Below are 18,336 nucleotides of genomic sequence, written 5' to 3' on the forward strand. Positions count from 1 at the left end.
CAGGGAACACAACGACGACCGGACGCACCGGCCCGCCCAGGAGACCTCATGAACACGCTGACCACGCCCGCGCCCGGCTTCCATGCGGCCGCGTCCACTGCCGCCGAGTCCTCCGCGGGCGCCACGGGATCCGCGCGGCCCGCGCCGCGCCGGGCCTGGACGCTGGCGACCAAGCTGCGCGTCGCGGTGCTCGCGGCGGTGGTCGGCTTCGTGGTGCTGGTGATGTGGCTCAGCCACCGGTCGGCGATGAGCCTGCTGGACGTGAAGATGATCACGACGGTGGAGCAGGTCAAGAACGCCGAGCAGATCGCCAAGCGCTACTTTGACCGCGTCGGCGCCGGCGGCCTGACCGAGGCCGAGGCCCGCAAGCAGGCGGCGGCCGAGATCGGCAAGATCCGCTACTCCGGCAACGAGTACCTCTGGATCAACGACATGAGCCCCAAGATGGTCATGCACCCGATCAAGCCGGAGCTCAACGACAAGGACCTGTCCGGCAACAAGGACCCGAACGGCCTGAAGCTGTTCGTCGCCTTCGTCGACACGGTCAAGAGCCAGGGCAGCGGCTTCGTCGACTACCTCTGGCCCAAGCCCGGCGCCAAGGATCCCGAGCCCAAGCGCTCCTACGTCGCCGGCTTCAAGCCCTGGGGCTGGGTCATCGGCTCGGGCGTCTACATCGACGATGTCTCCGCGATCGCGCGCCGCGACGCGACGATCGCGCTGACGCTGGTGATCGCGGTGGGCATCGCCGCGATGGTGGCGGTCGAGTGGTTCGCGCGCGGCCTCAAGCGCCGGCTCGACCAGATGCGTGAAGTCGTCGAGGCCGTGGCCAACGGCGACCTGCGCGCCCAGGTGCTTGGCAACCAGGCGGCCGGCAGCGACGAGATCGGCGTGGTGCTCACGCAGGTGGCGGCGATGCAGGTCCGGCTCAGCGACCTGGTGCGCGCGATCCGCGACGCCACCGACTCGATCCAGCATGCCTCGCAGGAAGTGGCCATGGGCAGCCAGGACCTGTCGCAGCGCAGCGAGCAGGCGGCCTCCAGCCTGCAGCAGACGGCGGCCTCGATGCAGGAGCTGACCCAGCAGGTGACGAACTCCGCGCAGGCGGCGCACCAGACCAACCAGCTCGCCATCGGCGCGGCGGACCGGGCCAAGCTCGGCGCCGACGTGATGGGCGAGGTGGTGCAGACCATGGACGGCATCGCCGGCGCCAGCCGCAAGATCTCCGACATCATCTCGGTCATCGACGGCGTGGCCTTCCAGACCAACATCCTGGCGCTGAACGCCGCGGTCGAAGCCGCGCGTGCCGGCGAACAGGGCCGCGGCTTCGCGGTCGTCGCCAGCGAGGTGCGGGCGCTCGCGCAGCGCAGCGCCAACGCCGCCAAGGAGATCAAGGCGCTGATTAATGATTCCGTCTCGCGCGTCGACGCCGGCAGCGCCCAGGTCGGCCGCGCCGGCGAGGCGATGGGCCAGATCCTGCAGTCGGTGCAGCAGGTCAGCGGCACCGTCGCCGAGATCAGCCAGTCCAGCGCGGGCCAGTCCGACGGCCTCGCGCAGATCAACCAGGCCGTCGCCCACCTGGACGACATGACGCAGCAGAACGCGGCGCTGGTCGAGCAGACCGCCGCCGCGGCCGAATCGCTGCAGCAGCAGGCCCGCCTGCTCAACGCGCAGGTCGCGACCTTCCGCACCTGAGCCCGCGCGGCCGGGCCGCGCGCACCGCCTGGACTCCGGACACAGCGTCTGGAGTCCGGACAGGCTTGTGTTCGCCACCGCACGCCACTGTCTGGAGTCCGGACGGTGGCGTGGCCATGGGTGCGGTGAATCCGAGGGTTCTCCCGCACGGCACGGGCCTTGCGAAGGAGGGGCACGAGACCGGCGCACGACCGGTCCGCCCCACAGGAGACCCGGCCCATGACCCCTGGCTTCATCCGCGCCACCGCTGGCGCGGCCCTGGCGCTGAGCGCCGCCTTCGGCGCGAGCCTTCCCGCGTTCGCGCAAGGCAAGGAGATCCGTATCGCCCACGTCTACAGCCGCACCGGCCCGCTCGAGGCCTACGGCAAGCAGACGCAGACCGGCTTCCTGATGGGCCTGGACTACGCGACCGGCGGCACGATGACGGTCGCCGGCCGCAAGCTGGTCGTCCTGGAGAAGGACGACCAGGGCAAGCCGGACGTCGGCAAGAGCCAGCTGGCGGCGGCCTACGGCGACGACAAGGCGGACCTGGCCGTGGGCCCGTCCTCGTCGGGCGTGGCGCTCGCGCTGCTGCCGGTGGCCGAGGAGTACAAGAAGATCCTGCTGGTCGAGCCGGCCGTCGCCGATTCGATCACCGGCGACAAGTGGAACAAGTACATCTTCCGGACCGGCCGCAACAGCTCGCAGGACGCGATCTCCAATGCGGTGGCGCTGGACCGGCCGGGCACCGTCATCGCGACGCTGGCCCAGGACTACGCCTTCGGCCGTGACGGCGTGAAGGCCTTCAAGGACGCGATCAAGAAGGCCAGGGTCGTCCATGAGGAATACCTGCCCACGACGACCACCGACTTCACCGCGGGCGCGCAGCGCCTGATCGACAAGCTCAAGGACCAGCCCGGTCGCAAGGTGATCTTCATCATCTGGGCCGGCGCCGGGAACCCGTTCAAGATCGCCGACCTCGACCTCAAGCGCTACGGCATCGAGATCGCCACCGGCGGCAACATCCTGCCGGCGATGGCCGCCTACAAGTCGCTGCCCGGCATGGAGGGCGCGACCTACTACTACTTCGGCATCCCGAAGAACCCGGTCAACGAGTGGCTGGTGGCCAACCACTACAAGCGCTTCCAGTCGCCGCCCGACTTCTTCACCGCCGGCGGCATGAGCGCCGCGATCGCGGTGGTGGAGGCGCTCAAGAAGACCGGCGGCGACACGACGACCCAGAAGCTCATCAAGGCGATGGAGGGCATGAGCTTCGAGACGCCCAAGGGCCGCATGACCTTCCGCGCGGAAGACCACCAGGCGATGCAGTCGATGTATCACTTCAGGATCAAGGTCGATCCCGCCTTCGCCTGGGGCGTGCCCGAGCTGGTGCGCGAGATCAAGCCGGAGGAGATGGCCATCCCCATCCGCAACGCGCGTTGACCGGTGGCGGGGGCGGCCGGTCCTGCAAGTTCCCGCGGCCCTCGCCCGTCCACCGATCCCCGGCGCATGAGCGCCGCAGCCGAATCGCCACCGCCCGCGACTGGCTCGCGATCTGGTCGCCAACCCGTGGCGACCGGTCGCGGCGCGGCCCGGCGACCCACCACCGTCCCCGACGTCCAGGAGGTTTCCATGAAGTCTTCCGCAGTCCGTGGTTCCACGATCCGGGCGCTGGCGCCCGCCGCGCCGGCCTTCGCCCTGGCGGTCACGCTGGCCTTGGCCGCGGCGGGCGCCGCGCAGGCGGCGGCGCCGCTGCCGGCGCTCAACATCGACAAGACGAAGATCACCGTCTCGGGGCTGTCGTCGGGCGGCTTCATGGCCAACCAGCTCGGCTACGCGCATTCATCGACCTTCAAGGGCGTGGGCGTCTTCGCCGGCGGGCCCTACATGTGCGCCGGCCACAGCAACTACACGGCCTGCATGTACAACGCGACGATCCCGGCATCGGCGCTGAGCACGATGCAGGCCGACCTCAACAACTGGAGCGGCACCGCGATCGACGCCAAGAGCAACGTGGCCGCGCAGAAGGTCTACCTGTTCGTCGGCACCAGCGACGCAACCGTCGGGCCCAATCCGATGAACGCCGTGCAGACGCAGTACCTCGACAACGGCGTGGCGGCGGCCAACCTCTCCTACGTGCAGCGCAGCGGCACCGCGCACGTGCTGCCCACCGACTTCGACGCGAGCGGCAACACCAGCTGCGGCACCAGCGCCTCGCCCTACATCGCCAACTGCGGCTACGACGGCGCCAAGGCCGTGCTGACGCAGCTGTACGGCCCGCTCAACGCGCGCAACGACAGCCCGGCCGCGGCGAACTACGTCGAGTTCGACCAGACCGCGTTCAGCACCAACCCCGGCCTGGCCACCAGCGGCTGGGCCTACATCCCGGCCAACTGCGCGGCGGGCCAGTCCTGCAAGCTGCATGTCGCGCTGCATGGCTGCCAGCAGAACTACGCGACCATCGGCGACAAGTTCGTGAGGAACACCGGCTTCTCGCGCTGGGCCGACACCAACAGCATCGTCGTGCTGTTCCCGCAGACCCGGGTGGACAACATCGCGCGCTCGACGGCCGCCAGCGGCCTGCTGCCCAATCCCAACGGCTGCTGGGACTGGGTGGGCTGGTACGGCTCCAACTTCGCGCAGAAGGCCGGGACGCAGGTCGCCGCGATCAAGGCGATGGTGGACCAGGTGTCGGGCGGCGATCCCGGCGACCCCGGCGATCCGGGCACGCCGGCGCCGGTCTGCTTCACCTCGTCGAACTACACCCACACCGTCTCCGGCCGCGCCTACGCGCTGTACGGCCTGACCTACGCGAATGGCTCCAACCAGGCCATGGGCCTGTGGAACATCTACGCCACGACGACGCTGAAGCGAACCGCGCCCAACTACTACGTGATCGGCACCTGCCCCTGAGGCGCCGGCCAGCCACCCCCTGCACGCATGCTCGAGACCCGCGACCTCACCATCCGCTTCGGCGGCCACACGGCGGTGGACCGCGTCAGCTGCGCCTTCCATCCGGGCACGCTGACCGCCATCGTCGGGCCCAACGGCGCCGGCAAGACGACCTACTTCAACCTGATCTCGGGCCAGCTCGGCGCGAGCGCCGGGCGCGTGCTGCTCGACGGCGAGGACCTGACGCGCATGGCCGCGCCGCTGCGCACCCGGCGCGGGCTGGGGCGGGCCTTCCAGCTGACGCAGCTGTTCCCGACGTTGAGCGTGCGGGAGAACGTGCGGCTCGCCGTGCAGTCGCGCCGCGGCGAGGGGCTGCGGATGCTGTCGGTCTGGCTGCACCACCGGGAGCTGCTGGACGAGGCGCAGGCCATCGTCGAGCGCGTCCGTCTGGGGCATCGCGCCGACGCGCCGGCCGCCAGCCTGCCGCACGGCGACCAGCGCAAGCTGGAGGTGGCGATGCTGATGGCGCTGCGGCCCAAGGTCTACCTGTTCGATGAACCCACCGCCGGCATGAGCGTCGACGAGGTGCCGGTGATCCTGGACCTGATCCGCGCGCTGAAGGCGGAGGGGACCCACACGATCCTGCTGGTCGAGCACAAGATGGATGTGGTGCGCGAGCTGGCCGACCGCATCGTCGTGCTGCACAACGGGCAACTGGTGGCGGACGGCGAGCCGGCGGCGGTGATCGCCTCGCCGGTGGTCCAGAACGCCTACCTGGGCCTGGCGATGCCGGAGGCCGCATGAGCGCCGCCACCGATCGCGCGCTGCTGCGGCTGGAGGGCGTGCACACGCACATCGGCGCTTATCACATCCTGCATGGCGTCGACCTCGCGGCGCGCGAGGGCGAGGTCACGATGCTGCTGGGCCGCAATGGCGCCGGCAAGACGACGACGCTGCGCACCGTGATGGGGCTGTGGCGCGCGGGCGCCGGTCGTGTGCTGTTGGACGGGCGACCGATCCAGGCGCTGCCGACGCCGGAGATCGCGCGCCTGGACATCGCCTACGTGCCGGAGAACATGGGCATCTTCGGCGACCTGACGGTGCGCGAGAACCTGTTGCTGGCCGCGCGCGGGGCGCGCTCGCTGGACGAGCTGGACACCGCGCGGCTGGACTGGCTCTTCGGCCTGTTCCCGGCGCTGCGCAAGTTCTGGCTGTATCCGGCTGGCAAGCTCAGCGGTGGGCAGAAGCAGATGCTGGCGATCGCGCGCGCGATGGTGGAGCCGCGACGGCTGCTGCTGATCGACGAGCCGACCAAGGGCCTGGCGCCGGCCATCATCCGCAACCTGATCGAGGCGCTGCAGGAGATCAAGCGCGGCCGTGACGGCGCGCGCACGACGGTGCTGCTGGTCGAGCAGAACTTCATGGTCGCGCAGGCGCTGGGCGATGGGGTCGCGGTGATGGACGACGGCCGCGTCGTGCACGCCGGACGCATGGCCGAGCTGGCGGCCGACGAGGCGCTGCAGCAGCGCCTGCTGGGCCTGTCGCTGGCGGCGCACCAATGAGCGGCTTCTCGACTCCATCCTCCGCCGCGCCGTCGCCGGCGACCGGCGCGGTGCCGCAGGCGCGCTTCGACCGGGTCCCGCTGCTGCTGATCGCGGCGCTCGCGCTGGGCGCGCTGCCGCTGATCGGGTCGGCGTCGAGCTGGGCGACGCTGACGATCGCCGGGTTGGCGATGGGCCTGATCGTCTTCGTCATCGCCTCGGGACTGACCCTGGTCTTCGGCCTGATGGACGTGCTGAACTTCGGCCACGGCGTGTTCATCGCGCTGGGCGCCTTCGTGGCGACGACGGTGATGGGCGCGATGGGCGGGTTCGTCGCGAGCCCCTCGCTGGCCGCGAACCTGGGCGCGGTCGCCGTGGCGGCCCTGGCGGGCATCGTCAGCGCGGCGGCGCTCGGGCTGGTGTTCGAGCGGGTGCTGGTGCGGCCGGTCTACGGCATGCACCTGAAGCAGATCCTGATCACGATGGGCGGGATGATCATCGGCGAGGAACTGATCAAGCTCGTCTGGGGGCCGCAGATGATCCCGCTGCAGCCGCCCGAGTCGCTGCGCGGCGCGCTCATCGTCGGCGACGTGGCGGTCGAGAAGTTCCGGCTGCTGGCCGTCGTCGTGGGGCTGCTGGTCTTCGCAGGCCTGCTGTGGCTGCTGAACCGGACCAAGCTGGGCCTGCTGATCCGCGCCGGCGTGCAGGACCGCGAGATGGTGGAGAGCCTGGGCTACCGCATCCGGCGGCTGTTCGTCGCCGTGTTCGTCGCGGGTTCCGGTCTGGCGGGGCTGGGCGGCGTGCTGTGGGGGCTGTACCAGCAGAGCGTGATCCCGCAGATCGGGGCGCAGGTCAACACGCTGATCTTCATCGTCATCATCATCGGCGGGCTGGGCTCGACGCTGGGCTGCTTCGCCGGCGCGCTGCTGGTGGGGCTGATGGCCAACTACTGCGGCTTCCTGGCGCCCAAGGCGGCGCTGTTCTCCAACATCGCGCTGATGGTCGCCGTGCTGCTGTGGCGGCCGCAGGGCCTCTATCCGGTCAGCCGCCGTTGAGCGGATCCCTCATGTCCCTGATCCGATCCCTGCTGTCCCACGACCTGCCGCGCAGCCGCGTGCTGGCGGCGCTGCTGCTGCTCACGGTGCTGGCGCTGGCGCTGACGCCCTTCGTGTTCCCCGGCACGAAGGCGCTCAACGTGGCGGCCAAGATCCTCGTGTTCATCGTGCTGGTCGGCAGCTACGACCTGCTGCTGGGCTACACCGGCATCGTCAGCTTCGCCCACACGATGTTCTTCGGCATCGGCGCCTACGGCGTGGCCATCGCGAGCACGCGACTGGAGCCGGGCTTCACGGCGCTGGCGATCGGCATCGGCGGCGCGCTGGGGCTGTCGCTGCTGCTGGCGCTGGTCATCGGCCTGTTCTCGCTGCGGGTCAAGGCGATCTTCTTCGCGATGATCACCCTGGCCGTCGCCGCGGCCTTCCAGGGCCTGGCGTCGCAGCTGTCGGACTTCACCGGCGGCGAGGACGGCCTGAACTTCCGCCTGCCCGCGCTGCTGTCGCCGTCGACTGAATTCCTGGAGGAGCCCTTCCTCGGCGTGTCCGTCGACGGCCGGCTGCTGAGCTACTACCTGCTGTTCGTCGTGACGCTGGTGCTGGTGCTGGCCTTGCTGCGCATCGTCAATTCGCCGTTCGGGCGGGTGCTGCAGGCGATCCGCGACAACGACTTCCGCGCCGAGGCCATCGGCTACCGCCTGGTGACCTACCGGACGCTGTCCACGCTGCTGGCCGCGATGTTCGCGACGCTCGCGGGCGCGCTGCTCGCGATCTGGCTGCGCTACAACGGGCCGGACACCTCGCTGTCCTTCGAGATCATGCTGGACATCCTGCTGATCGTCGTGATCGGCGGCATGGGCACGATCTACGGCGCGGTGATCGGCAGCGCGCTGTTCGTGCTCGCGCAGAGCTACCTGCAGGACCTGATGCGCGTCGGCGCGTCGGCGGTGGAGGGCGTGCCGGTGCTGTCGCAGCTGATCGCGCCGGAGCGCTGGCTGCTGTGGCTGGGCGTGCTGTTCGTGCTGGCCGTGTACCACTTCCCGAACGGCCTGGTGGGGCGCCTGCGGCAGGCGAGGAGAAGCACTTGAAGTCGACGTCGAACTACCTGCGCTGCGAGGGCCGCGAACTCCATTACATGGACTGGGGCGATCCGGGCGCGGCGCCGGTCATCGCCTGGCATGGCCTGGCGCGCACCGGGCGCGACATGGACGACCTGGCGGCGCACCTGGTGCAGTCCGGGCGTTATCGCGTGATCTGCCCGGACACGATCGGGCGAGGGTTGTCGCAGTGGAGCCCGGACCCGGACAACGAATACCACCTGGCCTTCTACGTGAAGCTGGCGGTGGCGCTGGTGGACCAGCTCGGGCTGGCCAACTGCCATTGGGTGGGCACGTCGATGGGGGGCGCGATCGGGCTGCTGGCGGCGGCGACCTCGTTGCGCGGCCGCATCCGCCGGCTCGTGCTGAACGACATCGGGCCGGAGCTCGCCGAACCCGCGATCCAGCGCATCCGCGCTTATGCCGGTGACCCGGCGGCTTTCGACACGGTGAGCGAGCTGGAGCGCTATTTCCGTCAGATCTACCAGCCCTACGGCTGGATGAGCGCGGCGCAATGGCGCCGGCTGACGGAGACCTCGACACGCCGCCTGCCGGACGGCCGGGTGACGCCGCACTACGACCCGGCGATGGTGCGCCAGTTCTTCGTCCATCCGGACGATTACAAGCGCTGGACCGAATGGGATTCGCTCAGCCTGCCGGTGCTGTGCCTGCGCGGGGAGAGCTCCGATCTGCTGTTGCCGGAGACGGCCGAGGCGATGCGGGTGCGCGGGCCCCGGGCGGAGGTGGTGACGGTGCCGGGTTGCGGGCACGCGCCCGCACTGAACGTGCCGGAGCACTTCGCGATCGTTGAGGGTTTCCTGGCGGGGGGCTGACGGTCGGTGCGCGTCATGGCGTTCATCGCTTGATCAGCCAGCCGAGGATGCCGCCGAAGGCGACTGTCAGCTTCGGTCAGTCGTTGAGCTGCGGCAAATCGAGCCAGCGCGCCAGGCGCCGGCGCAGCGTCAGGAAGTCCAGCGGCTTGGTCAGGTGCTCGTCCATGCCGGCCTTCAGGCTGTCGGCCACGTCGCTGTCCAGCGCGTGCGCCGTCAGCGCCAGGATCGGAAAGCGCGGCAGCCTGCCCTGCGCCTGCTGCTCCCGCAGCCGGCGCGCGCATTCCAGGCCGTCCATGCCCGGCATCTGGATGTCCATCAGCACCAGGCTGGGCGCCGCGTGCTCGCACAGGTCCAGCGCTTCCTGGCCATTGCGCGCGAGCTGCGTCTTCAAGCCCATCAGCGCCAGGAATTCCAGCGCCACCACCTGATTGATCGGGTTGTCCTCGACCAGCAGCACGAACGGCTCGCCCGGGGCCGGGCGCTGGCCGGAAATCGTCGGATCGGTCATCGAGGAAGGGGGCGACGGCTTGGCGGACGCGTCCGACGTCATCAAGACCAGCGTGGTCTCGGAAATGGGATGGCCGTCGTTTCTGTCCATGTCGCTTGTCGTCCCCGCTCCGGTCGGGAGGCGAGGTATTCCCTGAAAAACGTCGCCCGCCATTCAGGTCGAACCGGGGTCGGTGTTGCTCGGCGGCGACGGGGTCCATTGTTGCCGCACCCCCCGAAGACTAGCAAGTGTGCGGAAGTCATCGGTCGGAGGCCTTGACAAGAGGTATGCGAAGGCTTCCTGAACGGTCTTCTGTTTTCAATTGCTTACCACTGCGTCGCGCCGGTCGCCTCGCGCGCGTCCCGCCGGCTGCTGCCAATTCATGGCGGCCGCCCTCCCTAGAATCATCGCCCACTGCCTTTTTCGAGGCTCCCGAGCCCACACCTCATGTCCGACGCCGATATCCGCATCCGCGGCGCCCGCCAGCACAACCTCAAGAACCTCGACCTGGATCTCCGGACCGGAGAACTGACCGTGGTGACCGGGCCGAGCGGCTCGGGCAAGTCCAGCCTGGTGTTCGACACGCTCTACGCGGAAGGCCAGCGCCGCTACGTCGAGACCTTCTCGGCCTACGCCCGCCAGTTCCTGGACCGGATGGACCGCCCGGCCGTCGACAAGGTGGAGGGCGTGCCGCCCGCCATCGCGATCGACCAGACCAACCCGGTCCGCACCAGCCGCTCCACCGTCGGCACGATGACGGAGCTCAACGACCATCTGAAGCTGCTGTTCGCGCGCGGCGCGGACCTCTTCGACCGCGACACCGCGCTGCCGGTGCGCCACGACACGCCGCAGACCATCCACGCCGAGCTGCTGGCGCGCACCGTCGACGGCGATCCGCGCCTGGTGCTGACCTTCCCGGTCGAGCTGCCGGAGACCGTCAGCGCCGGCGAGGTCGAGCAGTGGCTCTCCGCCTCCGGCTTCACGCGGGTGCAGTCGGAGCGCGTCATCAACGGCCGCAAGGTGCTGGACGTGGTGGCGGACCGCTTCCGCATGCAGGGCGTCGAGCAGGCGCGCGCGATGGAAGCCATCGAGCTGGCGCTCAAGCGCGGCAGCGGCCGCATGACGGTCTACGTGCTGCCGGCCGAGGAGGGCGCCGAGCCGGTGCTCTGGCGCTACTCGACCGGCCTGCATTGCCCGGAGAGCGACATCCGCTACGCCGACCCGCAGCCGGCGCTGTTCTCGTTCAACTCGGCGATGGGCGCGTGCGAGACCTGCCGCGGTTTCGGCCGCGTGATCGGGGTGGACCTGGGCCTGGTGATCCCCGACGAGCGCAAGACGCTGCGCGGCGGCGCGATCAAGCCGATGCAGACGCCGGCCTGGAAGGAATGCCAGGACGACCTGCTGAAGTACGCCGGCGATGCCGGCATCCCGCGCGACACCGCGTGGAGCCAGATGACGCAGTCGCAGCGCGACTGGGTCATCGAAGGCAGCCCGAACTGGAACGGCAACTGGAACAAGCAGTGGTACGGCGTCCGCCGGTTCTTCGATTACCTGGAGAGCAAGGCCTACAAGATGCACATCCGGGTGCTGCTGTCCAAGTACCGCAGCTACACGGAATGCCCGGCCTGCCGCGGCGCGCGCCTCAAGACCGAGGCGCTGCTGTGGCGCATCGGTTCCAAGGCGCTGGCCGACGCGGCACTGCCGGCCGCGCAGCGCTTCATGCCGGAGGGCGTGAAGTGGACGCGCGCGCAGCTCGAGGCGTTGCCGGGCCTGTCGGTCCATGACCTGATGCAGCTGCCGATCCATCGGCTCAGACGCTTCATGGACGAGCTGCAGTTGCCGGGCTCGATGCTCGACGAGGCGCTGAAGCTGCTGCTCGACGAGATCCGCAACCGGCTCAAGTACCTGGTCGACGTCGGCATCGGCTACCTGACGCTGGACCGCCAGAGCCGCACGCTGTCCGGCGGCGAGGTGCAGCGCATCAACCTGACGACGGCGCTGGGGACCTCGCTGGTCAACACGCTGTTCGTGCTGGACGAGCCCAGCATTGGCCTGCACCCGCGCGACATGAACCGCATCGTCGAGGCGATGCAGCGCCTGCGCGACGCGGGCAACACGCTGGTGGTCGTCGAGCACGACCCGGCGGTGATGCTGGCGGCGGACCGGCTCATCGACATGGGCCCCGGCCCCGGCCAGCAGGGCGGCCAGATCGTCTTCGACGGCACGCCGGAACAGATCCGCGCCGCCGACACGCTGACCGGCGCCTACCTCGGCGCGCGCAGGCACGTGGGCATGGGCCTGAAGCGCGTCGTCGAGGAGAACACGCCGCGACTGATCCTCGAGGGCGCGCGCGAGCACAATCTCAAGAACGTCAGCGTCGAGTTCCCGCTGCAGCGCATGGTGGCGGTCACCGGCGTGTCGGGCTCGGGCAAGAGCACGCTGATGCAGGACGTGCTCTATCCGGCGCTGGCGCGCTGGTTCGGCCAGGCCACCGAGGCGCCGGGCGCGCATGACCGGCTCCTGGGCGCGGACTGGCTGGCCGACGCGGTCTTCGTCGACCAGTCGCCGATCGGCAAGACGGCGCGCTCGAACCCGGCCAGCTACGTCGGCGTGTTCGACGAGATCCGCAAGCGCTTCGCCGACACGCCGATGGCCAAGGAGCGCAGCTACGGCGCCGGCATGTTCAGCTTCAACGCCGGCGACGGCCGCTGCCCGACCTGCGGCGGCTCGGGCTTCGAGCACGTCGAGATGCAGTTCCTGTCCGACGTCTACCTGCGCTGCCCCGACTGCGACGGCAAGCGCTTCCGCGCCGAGCTGCTCGAGGTCAAGCTGGAGCGCGCCGGACGGCAGCTCAGCGTCTCCGACGTGCTGGACCTGACGGTGGCCGAGGCGCTGGGCGTCTTCAAGGACGACCGCGAGGTGCTGAACAAGCTGCAGCCGCTGTCGGATGTCGGCCTGGACTACCTGACGCTGGGGCAGCCGGTGCCGACGCTGTCGGGCGGCGAGGCGCAGCGGCTGAAGCTGGCGGGATACCTGGCGGAGGCGGCCTCGAAGCCGCGCCAGGCGACGGCGACCAAGGGCACCCTGTTCCTCTTCGACGAGCCGACCACCGGCCTGCACTTCGACGACATCGCCAAGCTGATGCGCGCCATGCGCAAGCTGCTGTCGGCGGGGCATTCGCTGATCCTGATCGAGCACAACCTGGACGTGATCCGCGCGTCGGACTGGGTCATCGACCTCGGACCCGAGGGCGGCGAGGACGGCGGCCTGGTCGTCGCGGTCGGCACGCCGGAGACGCTGAAGGACCATCCGACCTCGCACACCGCGCAGGCGCTGCGCGAGTACGCGGCCGAGATGGACCGTGCGCCGGTCAAGGTCGCCGAAGGCAAGCCGCTGCAATCGCTGCTGCGCCAGCGCCGCAAGGCCGATGAAGCGATCCGCATCGTCAACGCGCGCGAGCACAACCTGAAGTCGGTCGACGTCAGCATCCCGCGCGGCAAGTTCAACGTCGTGACCGGCGTGTCGGGCTCCGGCAAGAGCACGCTGGCCTTCGACATCCTGTTCAACGAGGGCCAGCGCCGCTATCTCGAATCGCTGAACGCCTATGCGCGCTCGATCGTGCAGCCGGCGGGCCGGCCCGAGGTCGACGCGGTCTGGGGCATTCCGCCGACGGTCGCGATCGAGCAGCGCCTGTCGCGCGGCGGGCGCAAGAGCACGGTGGCGACCACGACCGAGGTCTGGCACTTCCTGCGCCTGCTCTACGTGAAGCTCGGCGTGCAGCACTGCGCCAACGACGGCACGCCGGTGAAGCCGCAGAGCGTCGAGGCCATCGCCGCGCAGCTGCTGCGCGACTACAAGGGCCGGCACATCGGGCTGCTCGCGCCGCTGGTGGTCAATCGCAAGGGCGTCTACACCGACCTGGCGAAGTGGGCGAAGCAGCGCGGCTACACCCACCTGCGCGTCGACGGCGAGTTCCTGCCGACCAGTCCGTGGCCGCGGCTGGACCGCTTCAAGGAACACACGATCGAACTGCCGGTGGGCGACATGACCGTCACGCCGGAGACCGAGGCCGAGTTGCGCGAGCTGCTGGCCAAGGCGCTGGACCACGGCAAGGGCGTGGTGCATGTGCTGTCGCCGCTGGACGGACTGCACGACGCGCTGCGCAATGCGAAGCCGACGCGCGGCATCGGCGAGCTGCGGGTGTTCTCCACCAAGCGCGCCTGCCCGCAGTGCGGCACGAGTTATCCGGAACTGGATCCGCGGCTGTTCAGCTACAACTCCAAGCACGGCTGGTGCACCACCTGCGTCGGCACCGGCCTGGCGCTGACGCGCGAGCAGCGCAAGGCCCTGGACGACAGCCAGCAGGACAAGGACAACCGGGGCCGCGAGCAGAGCTTCCCCGCCGAGGAAGCCGAGATCGAGGATCTGAGCGACGCGCCCTGCCCGGATTGCCACGGCTCGCGCCTGAATCCCGTGGCGCGCGCGGTGAGCTTCGAGCACGAGACCATCGGCACGGTGGCCTCGTGGAGCGTGACCGAGGCGCGCGAGTGGATCGCGGGCCTGACACTCACCGGCCGCGACGCGGAGATCGCGCGCGACGTGGTCAGCGAGATCAAGGGGCGGCTGGAGTTCCTGGAGGAGGTCGGCCTGGGCTACCTGACGCTGGACCGCGCGGCGCCCACGCTGTCCGGCGGCGAGGCCCAGCGCATCCGCCTGGCGGCGCAGCTCGGCAGCAACCTGCAAGGCGTCTGCTACGTGCTGGACGAGCCGACCATCGGCCTGCATCCGCGCGACAACCAGATCCTGCTCAAGGCGCTGTCGACGCTGGGCGACAAGGGCAACACGCTGGTCGTCGTCGAGCACGACGAGGACACGATCCGGCGCGCCGATCACATCATCGACATCGGGCCGAGCGCGGGCAAGCGCGGCGGCCGCGTGATCGCCGAAGGCACGGCCGCGGAGATCGCGAAGAACCCCGATTCGCTGACGGGCCGCTTTCTGTCGAAACCGCTGGTGCATCCGCTCAAGGAGCGCCGCGAGATGGACGCCGACGCGCCCAAGCTGACGGTGCTCAACGCGACGCTGCACAACCTGCGCGGCGTCACGGTGGACGTGCCGCTGCACCGGCTGGTGGGCATCACGGGGGTGTCGGGCTCGGGCAAGTCGACGCTCGCGCGGGACGTGCTGCTGGCCAACATGGCGGCGGCGGTGCCGCTGCGCCGGGCGCCGTCGACCTGGCTGGGCTGCGACGCCATCGAGGGCCATCAGCAGGTGGACCGGGTGCTGGAGGTCGACCAGACGCCGATCGGCAAGACGCCGCGCAGCTGCCCGGCGACCTACATCGGCTTCTGGGATGCGATCCGCAAGCTGTTCGCCGAGACGCTGGAGGCGAAGGCCCGCGGGTATGGTCCGGGCCGCTTCAGCTTCAACACCGGCGAGGGCCGTTGCCCGGGCTGTGAAGGGCAGGGCATGCGCACCATCGCGATGAGCTTCCTGCCGGACGTGAAGGTGCTCTGCGACCAATGCCATGGGCAGCGCTTCAACCCCGAGACGCTGGCGGTGAGCTGGCGCGGCAAGAGCATCGGCGAGGTGCTGCAGATGGAGGTGGACGAGGCGGTGGAGTTCTTTGCCGCGATGACCTCGATCGCGCATCCGCTGAAGCTGCTGCAGGACGTGGGACTGGGCTACCTGACGCTGGGTCAGCCGAGCCCGACGCTGTCGGGCGGCGAGGCGCAGCGGATCAAGCTGGTGTCGGAGCTGGTGAAGGTGCGCGACGACGTGACGCGCCGCGGCCAGAAGCCGCCGCACACGCTGTACGTGCTGGACGAGCCGACGGTGGGGCTGCACATGGCCGACGTGGAGAAGCTGATCCGCGTGCTGCATCGGCTGGTCGACGGCGGGCACAGCGTGGTCGTGATCGAGCACGACCTCGATGTGATCGCCGAAGCCGACTGGGTGCTGGACCTGGGACCGGAGGGAGGCTCGGCGGGCGGACGCGTGGTCGCGCAGGGCCGGCCGGAGACGCTGGTGGCGCAAGGGACGCACACCGGCAAGGCGCTGGCACCGGTGCTGGCGCGAGGCTGATCAGCCCGCCAACTGAAACGGCCTCGCAAGAGGCCGTTTTCTATTCAGGTTGGCAATGCATTGAGTGTGTATCGCGGACGCCCCTGGCCGACTTGCACCACGTCCAAGGTGATATTGGTATGACGCTTCAACCATTCCCGATTGATGAGGTCCGGATCTTCCACTGCGCTACCAATTCTTCCCTTGATTAGAGCGTTGCTGGTCTGGAACTCAAAGGAGCGGCTGTGGGGGAGTACGCCGACGAATACGCCTTGGTGCTGTTCTCGGTCCTCCTTGATATTGCCTTCTTCCAATCGGTCAGCGGACTGCTTCAGTTGATCAGGACCCTCAAACCTAAAAATCCGCTGCTTGAACTCCAGTCCGCACCAGGCTTGATGTTGCTGCAAGAGTTCAAGGAACTCCGAGATCTTTTTCACCGCTCGGGGATGGATCGTGTCTACAAGTTCCGCGACCTCGTCGTCGCTCTTCAATGCTGCGGCTTCCCACAGTCCTTGCATCTTCTGAAGTGCGTCTTCAGCCTTCTCTTGATCTGGGAACAGGCCTCCCGCAGGGAGTTCGAACTCAAACCCGAAGGAGCCAACGGCGGTGCCCGTGAGCAGCAATTGATTCTTTGCTCGATCGGGTATGGGGCCCATGAAGCGGAGGCTGTCGTTGAGACCTGCGACCACCGCCGCGAAGGCATCCGCGAACGCATTGGACGCCTTGCCTGCGAAATCTGCCGAGATTCCGCGACTGCCCGTCACAGGGCGACCGCGAAAGGTCAGCCGCGCGCGTTCCGGCCGCGGCACCGACTCTTGCCTCAGAAGAGCGTCCCGCGCGGATTTCAGGCGATTCTCCAGCGAGAGCCGTTGGATTGCTGCGGAGCCGGGAAGCTGATTGAGCATCAGCTCGAGCTCTTGAATCTCCGATGACAACGCGTCCCTGCGATCAATCATGGCGTGATCCCCAAGGCAAGCTTTGCTTGAGCAACTGCCTGTGCCGCCAGCAGATCATTGGCAGGCGATAAATCAATCTGAACGAAGCCCTTCCACAGGCCGTCCCGCCTGTGTGACCACATGCTGTACCAATACGCGATCCGTTGAACCGAAGCTTCGTTCATTGAGCCGCCTAGCACGTCCCAGTACGAGTCCACCTGATGAGTTTTCTTCACGTGGGCGTTATCGAAGAGATGCGGGTTGGCGGCCACAAGCGCGGCCTCAGTCGCACCCGGGGGAATTTCTATGAATGTGACCACGTCCACATCCCGAGGATCCCGTCCTTCGGTGGCTTCCACGTGCTCCAAGAAGCTCCCATCCAACCATTGAAATCCGACTGTTATCCCGGCTGCCCGAATTTCCGAGCGGAAGCGGAGCAGGCCTTCCACGATTGCAAGACGGGGCGGAGAGTTCCCCATCGCGTCGACAAAAGCGTCCAAGGTGGCCTTGTAAGGAGATCGGTCGGCGTGATGGCCTGCGACCCCAGGGCGAACAGGTGGGATCACACCCTGCAGGTTCCAGGCAGGAATCATGCATCTTGCTCCTCAATCCAGGTCTGCATCGTTCGGCCCCAAAGGGTTGGGCCTCAGCTCATCGGATCAACGACTTTAAAGGAGACCGAGCGAGCTGAATGCAAGTGAGCTGACGGGACTGAGTCGTGAGCGGCGTCTGCGCCCTGAAGCGCGACCCACAGGCCACGCGCAGGCCGGCTCAATGCGGCTTGCGCCGCTGGCGCTGCTCGAAGTCGTCGCCGTGATAGACGTTGCCGTCCCAGGTGCCTGAGCGGTGCTTCGCGCGGGCGATTGCGTCGAGGGCCGCGTCATGGGCGGCGCGACGGCGGTCGCGTGAATTGAAGCGACCCTTCAGGCCGATGCCGCTGCCCATCAGAAGGCCCGGGCGCCGGACCCATGCGCGCCAGGCCATCTGGTGCCGCCGCGGCAAGGCCATGTCGATCGCGAGCAGCACGCAGATCAGCAGTCCAAGGGCGGCGATGACTTTGGCGAACATACGTCGGCGCGGTGAATCACGCCTTGCTGGCGTGCAAGCGGCCGACTATACGCGAGGGGAAAACCTCAGTCGCGATGATGGCCGCGTCCATGTCCGTGGCCACGATCACCGCGGTCACCGTCGCGGTCCCAGCCGCCGCGACCGCCGCCGCGATGGTCATCGCGGCGTTCTTCCCAGCGCCGGCCCTCCCAGCCGCGATGGTCGTCGCGGTGGTCGTGCCAGTCGCGGCGGCCATCCCAGCGGCCATCCCAATCCCGGCGCACCGGCTCCCACCGGGGCGGCGGCGGAGGGGCATAGACCGGCATCGGATGCACGCGCGGGCGACCGTAGTAGACCGGGGCGTAGGTCCGCGTGTACCAGTCCTCACGGACGAAATACACCGGCCGGCCGCAGGCGCGGTAGTAGCCGCAGTGGCGCGACCAGGCGTGGTAATGCGCGGGCGGCACGCGCAGGTACAACGGCGGGGCGGGGTCGTAGACCCGCTCGATCACCATCGGCTGCGCGTAGATCACGTCCGGGCGGACGTTGCCGACGTCGATGCGGCCATAGAAGCCGGGCTGTCCGACGCTGATGGACACGCCCACGTCGCCTGCGAAGGCCGTTGGCGCAGCCAGCACGCCGGCGGTCAGCGCCACGGCGCCGAGGATGCGTTGGATCAGGTGCTTCATGGAACCTCCGACCTACCTAGGGAAAGTAT

The 18,336-nt window shown here is 68.8% G+C and carries 14 protein-coding genes; 9 read left to right on the forward strand and 5 right to left on the reverse strand.

Annotation, left to right across the window (positions count from 1 at the left end; translation table 11 throughout):
• The first annotated feature begins 48 nt into the window (after nt 1-48).
• From BM393_RS01240 to BM393_RS01275, 8 genes are all read left to right on the forward strand, one after another.
• Nucleotides 49-1,692 carry a methyl-accepting chemotaxis protein gene (locus BM393_RS01240; RefSeq protein ID WP_091720496.1) on the forward strand — a complete coding sequence of 548 codons (1,644 nt, stop codon included), beginning with the start codon at nt 49-51 and terminating at the stop codon, nt 1,690-1,692.
• 219 nt (nt 1,693-1,911) lie between these two features.
• Nucleotides 1,912-3,114, forward strand: coding sequence for a substrate-binding domain-containing protein (locus BM393_RS01245; RefSeq protein ID WP_091720499.1), 1,203 nt, complete (start codon nt 1,912-1,914; stop codon nt 3,112-3,114).
• 189 nt (nt 3,115-3,303) lie between these two features.
• Nucleotides 3,304-4,584, forward strand: a complete 1,281-nt coding sequence (locus BM393_RS01250) for a PHB depolymerase family esterase (protein WP_091720503.1) — start codon at nt 3,304-3,306, stop codon at nt 4,582-4,584.
• Between the two features lie 27 nt (nt 4,585-4,611).
• Nucleotides 4,612-5,367: an ABC transporter ATP-binding protein gene (locus BM393_RS01255; protein WP_091720508.1), complete on the forward strand. Its 756-nt coding sequence runs from the start codon at nt 4,612-4,614 to the stop codon at nt 5,365-5,367.
• A complete protein-coding gene (locus tag BM393_RS01260; protein WP_091720511.1) occupies nt 5,364-6,125 on the forward strand; it encodes an ABC transporter ATP-binding protein in 762 nt (253 codons plus the stop codon). The genes BM393_RS01255 and BM393_RS01260 overlap by 4 nt, the downstream gene beginning before the upstream one ends.
• Nucleotides 6,122-7,159, forward strand: coding sequence for a branched-chain amino acid ABC transporter permease (locus BM393_RS01265; RefSeq protein WP_091720514.1), 1,038 nt, complete (start codon nt 6,122-6,124; stop codon nt 7,157-7,159). The genes BM393_RS01260 and BM393_RS01265 overlap by 4 nt, the downstream gene beginning before the upstream one ends.
• A gap of 17 nt (nt 7,160-7,176) precedes the next feature.
• The gene (locus tag BM393_RS01270; protein ID WP_217648423.1) at nt 7,177-8,244 is read left to right on the forward strand and encodes a branched-chain amino acid ABC transporter permease; all 1,068 of its coding nucleotides are present in this window, start codon (nt 7,177-7,179) and stop codon (nt 8,242-8,244) included.
• Nucleotides 8,241-9,086: an alpha/beta fold hydrolase gene (locus BM393_RS01275; RefSeq protein WP_091720521.1), complete on the forward strand. Its 846-nt coding sequence runs from the start codon at nt 8,241-8,243 to the stop codon at nt 9,084-9,086. The genes BM393_RS01270 and BM393_RS01275 overlap by 4 nt, the downstream gene beginning before the upstream one ends.
• Before the next feature lie 76 nt (nt 9,087-9,162).
• On the opposite strand, the gene BM393_RS01280 is transcribed toward BM393_RS01275, so the two are convergent.
• Nucleotides 9,163-9,684 carry a response regulator gene (locus tag BM393_RS01280; protein ID WP_175538143.1) on the reverse strand — a complete coding sequence of 174 codons (522 nt, stop codon included), beginning with the start codon at nt 9,682-9,684 and terminating at the stop codon, nt 9,163-9,165.
• Nucleotides 9,685-10,020: 336 nt separating this feature from the next.
• On the opposite strand from BM393_RS01280, the gene uvrA reads away from it, so the two are divergent.
• A complete protein-coding gene (gene uvrA / locus BM393_RS01285; RefSeq protein ID WP_091720531.1) occupies nt 10,021-15,657 on the forward strand; it encodes an excinuclease ABC subunit UvrA in 5,637 nt (1,878 codons plus the stop codon).
• Nucleotides 15,658-15,701: 44 nt separating this feature from the next.
• Here the strand turns inward: uvrA and BM393_RS01290 are convergent, their stop codons facing one another.
• From BM393_RS01290 to BM393_RS01305, 4 genes are all read right to left on the reverse strand, one after another.
• A complete protein-coding gene (locus tag BM393_RS01290) occupies nt 15,702-16,592 on the reverse strand; it encodes a hypothetical protein (RefSeq protein WP_091720534.1) in 891 nt (296 codons plus the stop codon).
• Nucleotides 16,589-17,164 (reverse strand): DUF6932 family protein, encoded by a 576-nt coding sequence (locus BM393_RS01295; protein WP_091720537.1) that lies wholly within the window; start codon nt 17,162-17,164, stop codon nt 16,589-16,591. The genes BM393_RS01290 and BM393_RS01295 overlap by 4 nt, the downstream gene beginning before the upstream one ends.
• A gap of 178 nt (nt 17,165-17,342) precedes the next feature.
• A complete protein-coding gene (locus tag BM393_RS01300; RefSeq protein WP_091720540.1) occupies nt 17,343-17,639 on the reverse strand; it encodes a hypothetical protein in 297 nt (98 codons plus the stop codon).
• Nucleotides 17,640-17,704: 65 nt separating this feature from the next.
• The gene (locus BM393_RS01305; protein ID WP_217648368.1) at nt 17,705-18,307 is read right to left on the reverse strand and encodes a hypothetical protein; all 603 of its coding nucleotides are present in this window, start codon (nt 18,305-18,307) and stop codon (nt 17,705-17,707) included.
• Between the last annotated feature and the right edge of the window lie 29 nt (nt 18,308-18,336).

The sequence above is a fragment of the Mitsuaria sp. PDC51 genome (assembly GCF_900113225.1).
In the GTDB taxonomy this organism is placed as follows: domain Bacteria; phylum Pseudomonadota; class Gammaproteobacteria; order Burkholderiales; family Burkholderiaceae_C; genus Roseateles.

Coding starts and splice junctions, on each gene's coding strand:
- BM393_RS01240 (WP_091720496.1), top strand. CDS start 49: ATGAACACGCTGACCACGCCCGCGCCCGGCTTCCATGCGGCCGCGTCC.
- BM393_RS01245 (WP_091720499.1), top strand. CDS start 1,912: ATGACCCCTGGCTTCATCCGCGCCACCGCTGGCGCGGCCCTGGCGCTG.
- BM393_RS01250 (WP_091720503.1), top strand. CDS start 3,304: ATGAAGTCTTCCGCAGTCCGTGGTTCCACGATCCGGGCGCTGGCGCCC.
- BM393_RS01255 (WP_091720508.1), top strand. CDS start 4,612: ATGCTCGAGACCCGCGACCTCACCATCCGCTTCGGCGGCCACACGGCG.
- BM393_RS01260 (WP_091720511.1), top strand. CDS start 5,364: ATGAGCGCCGCCACCGATCGCGCGCTGCTGCGGCTGGAGGGCGTGCAC.
- BM393_RS01265 (WP_091720514.1), top strand. CDS start 6,122: ATGAGCGGCTTCTCGACTCCATCCTCCGCCGCGCCGTCGCCGGCGACC.
- BM393_RS01280 (WP_175538143.1), bottom strand. CDS start 9,684: ATGGACAGAAACGACGGCCATCCCATTTCCGAGACCACGCTGGTCTTG.
- uvrA (WP_091720531.1), top strand. CDS start 10,021: ATGTCCGACGCCGATATCCGCATCCGCGGCGCCCGCCAGCACAACCTC.
- BM393_RS01290 (WP_091720534.1), bottom strand. CDS start 16,592: ATGATTGATCGCAGGGACGCGTTGTCATCGGAGATTCAAGAGCTCGAG.
- BM393_RS01295 (WP_091720537.1), bottom strand. CDS start 17,164: ATGATTCCTGCCTGGAACCTGCAGGGTGTGATCCCACCTGTTCGCCCT.
- BM393_RS01300 (WP_091720540.1), bottom strand. CDS start 17,639: ATGTTCGCCAAAGTCATCGCCGCCCTTGGACTGCTGATCTGCGTGCTG.
- BM393_RS01305 (WP_217648368.1), bottom strand. CDS start 18,307: ATGAAGCACCTGATCCAACGCATCCTCGGCGCCGTGGCGCTGACCGCC.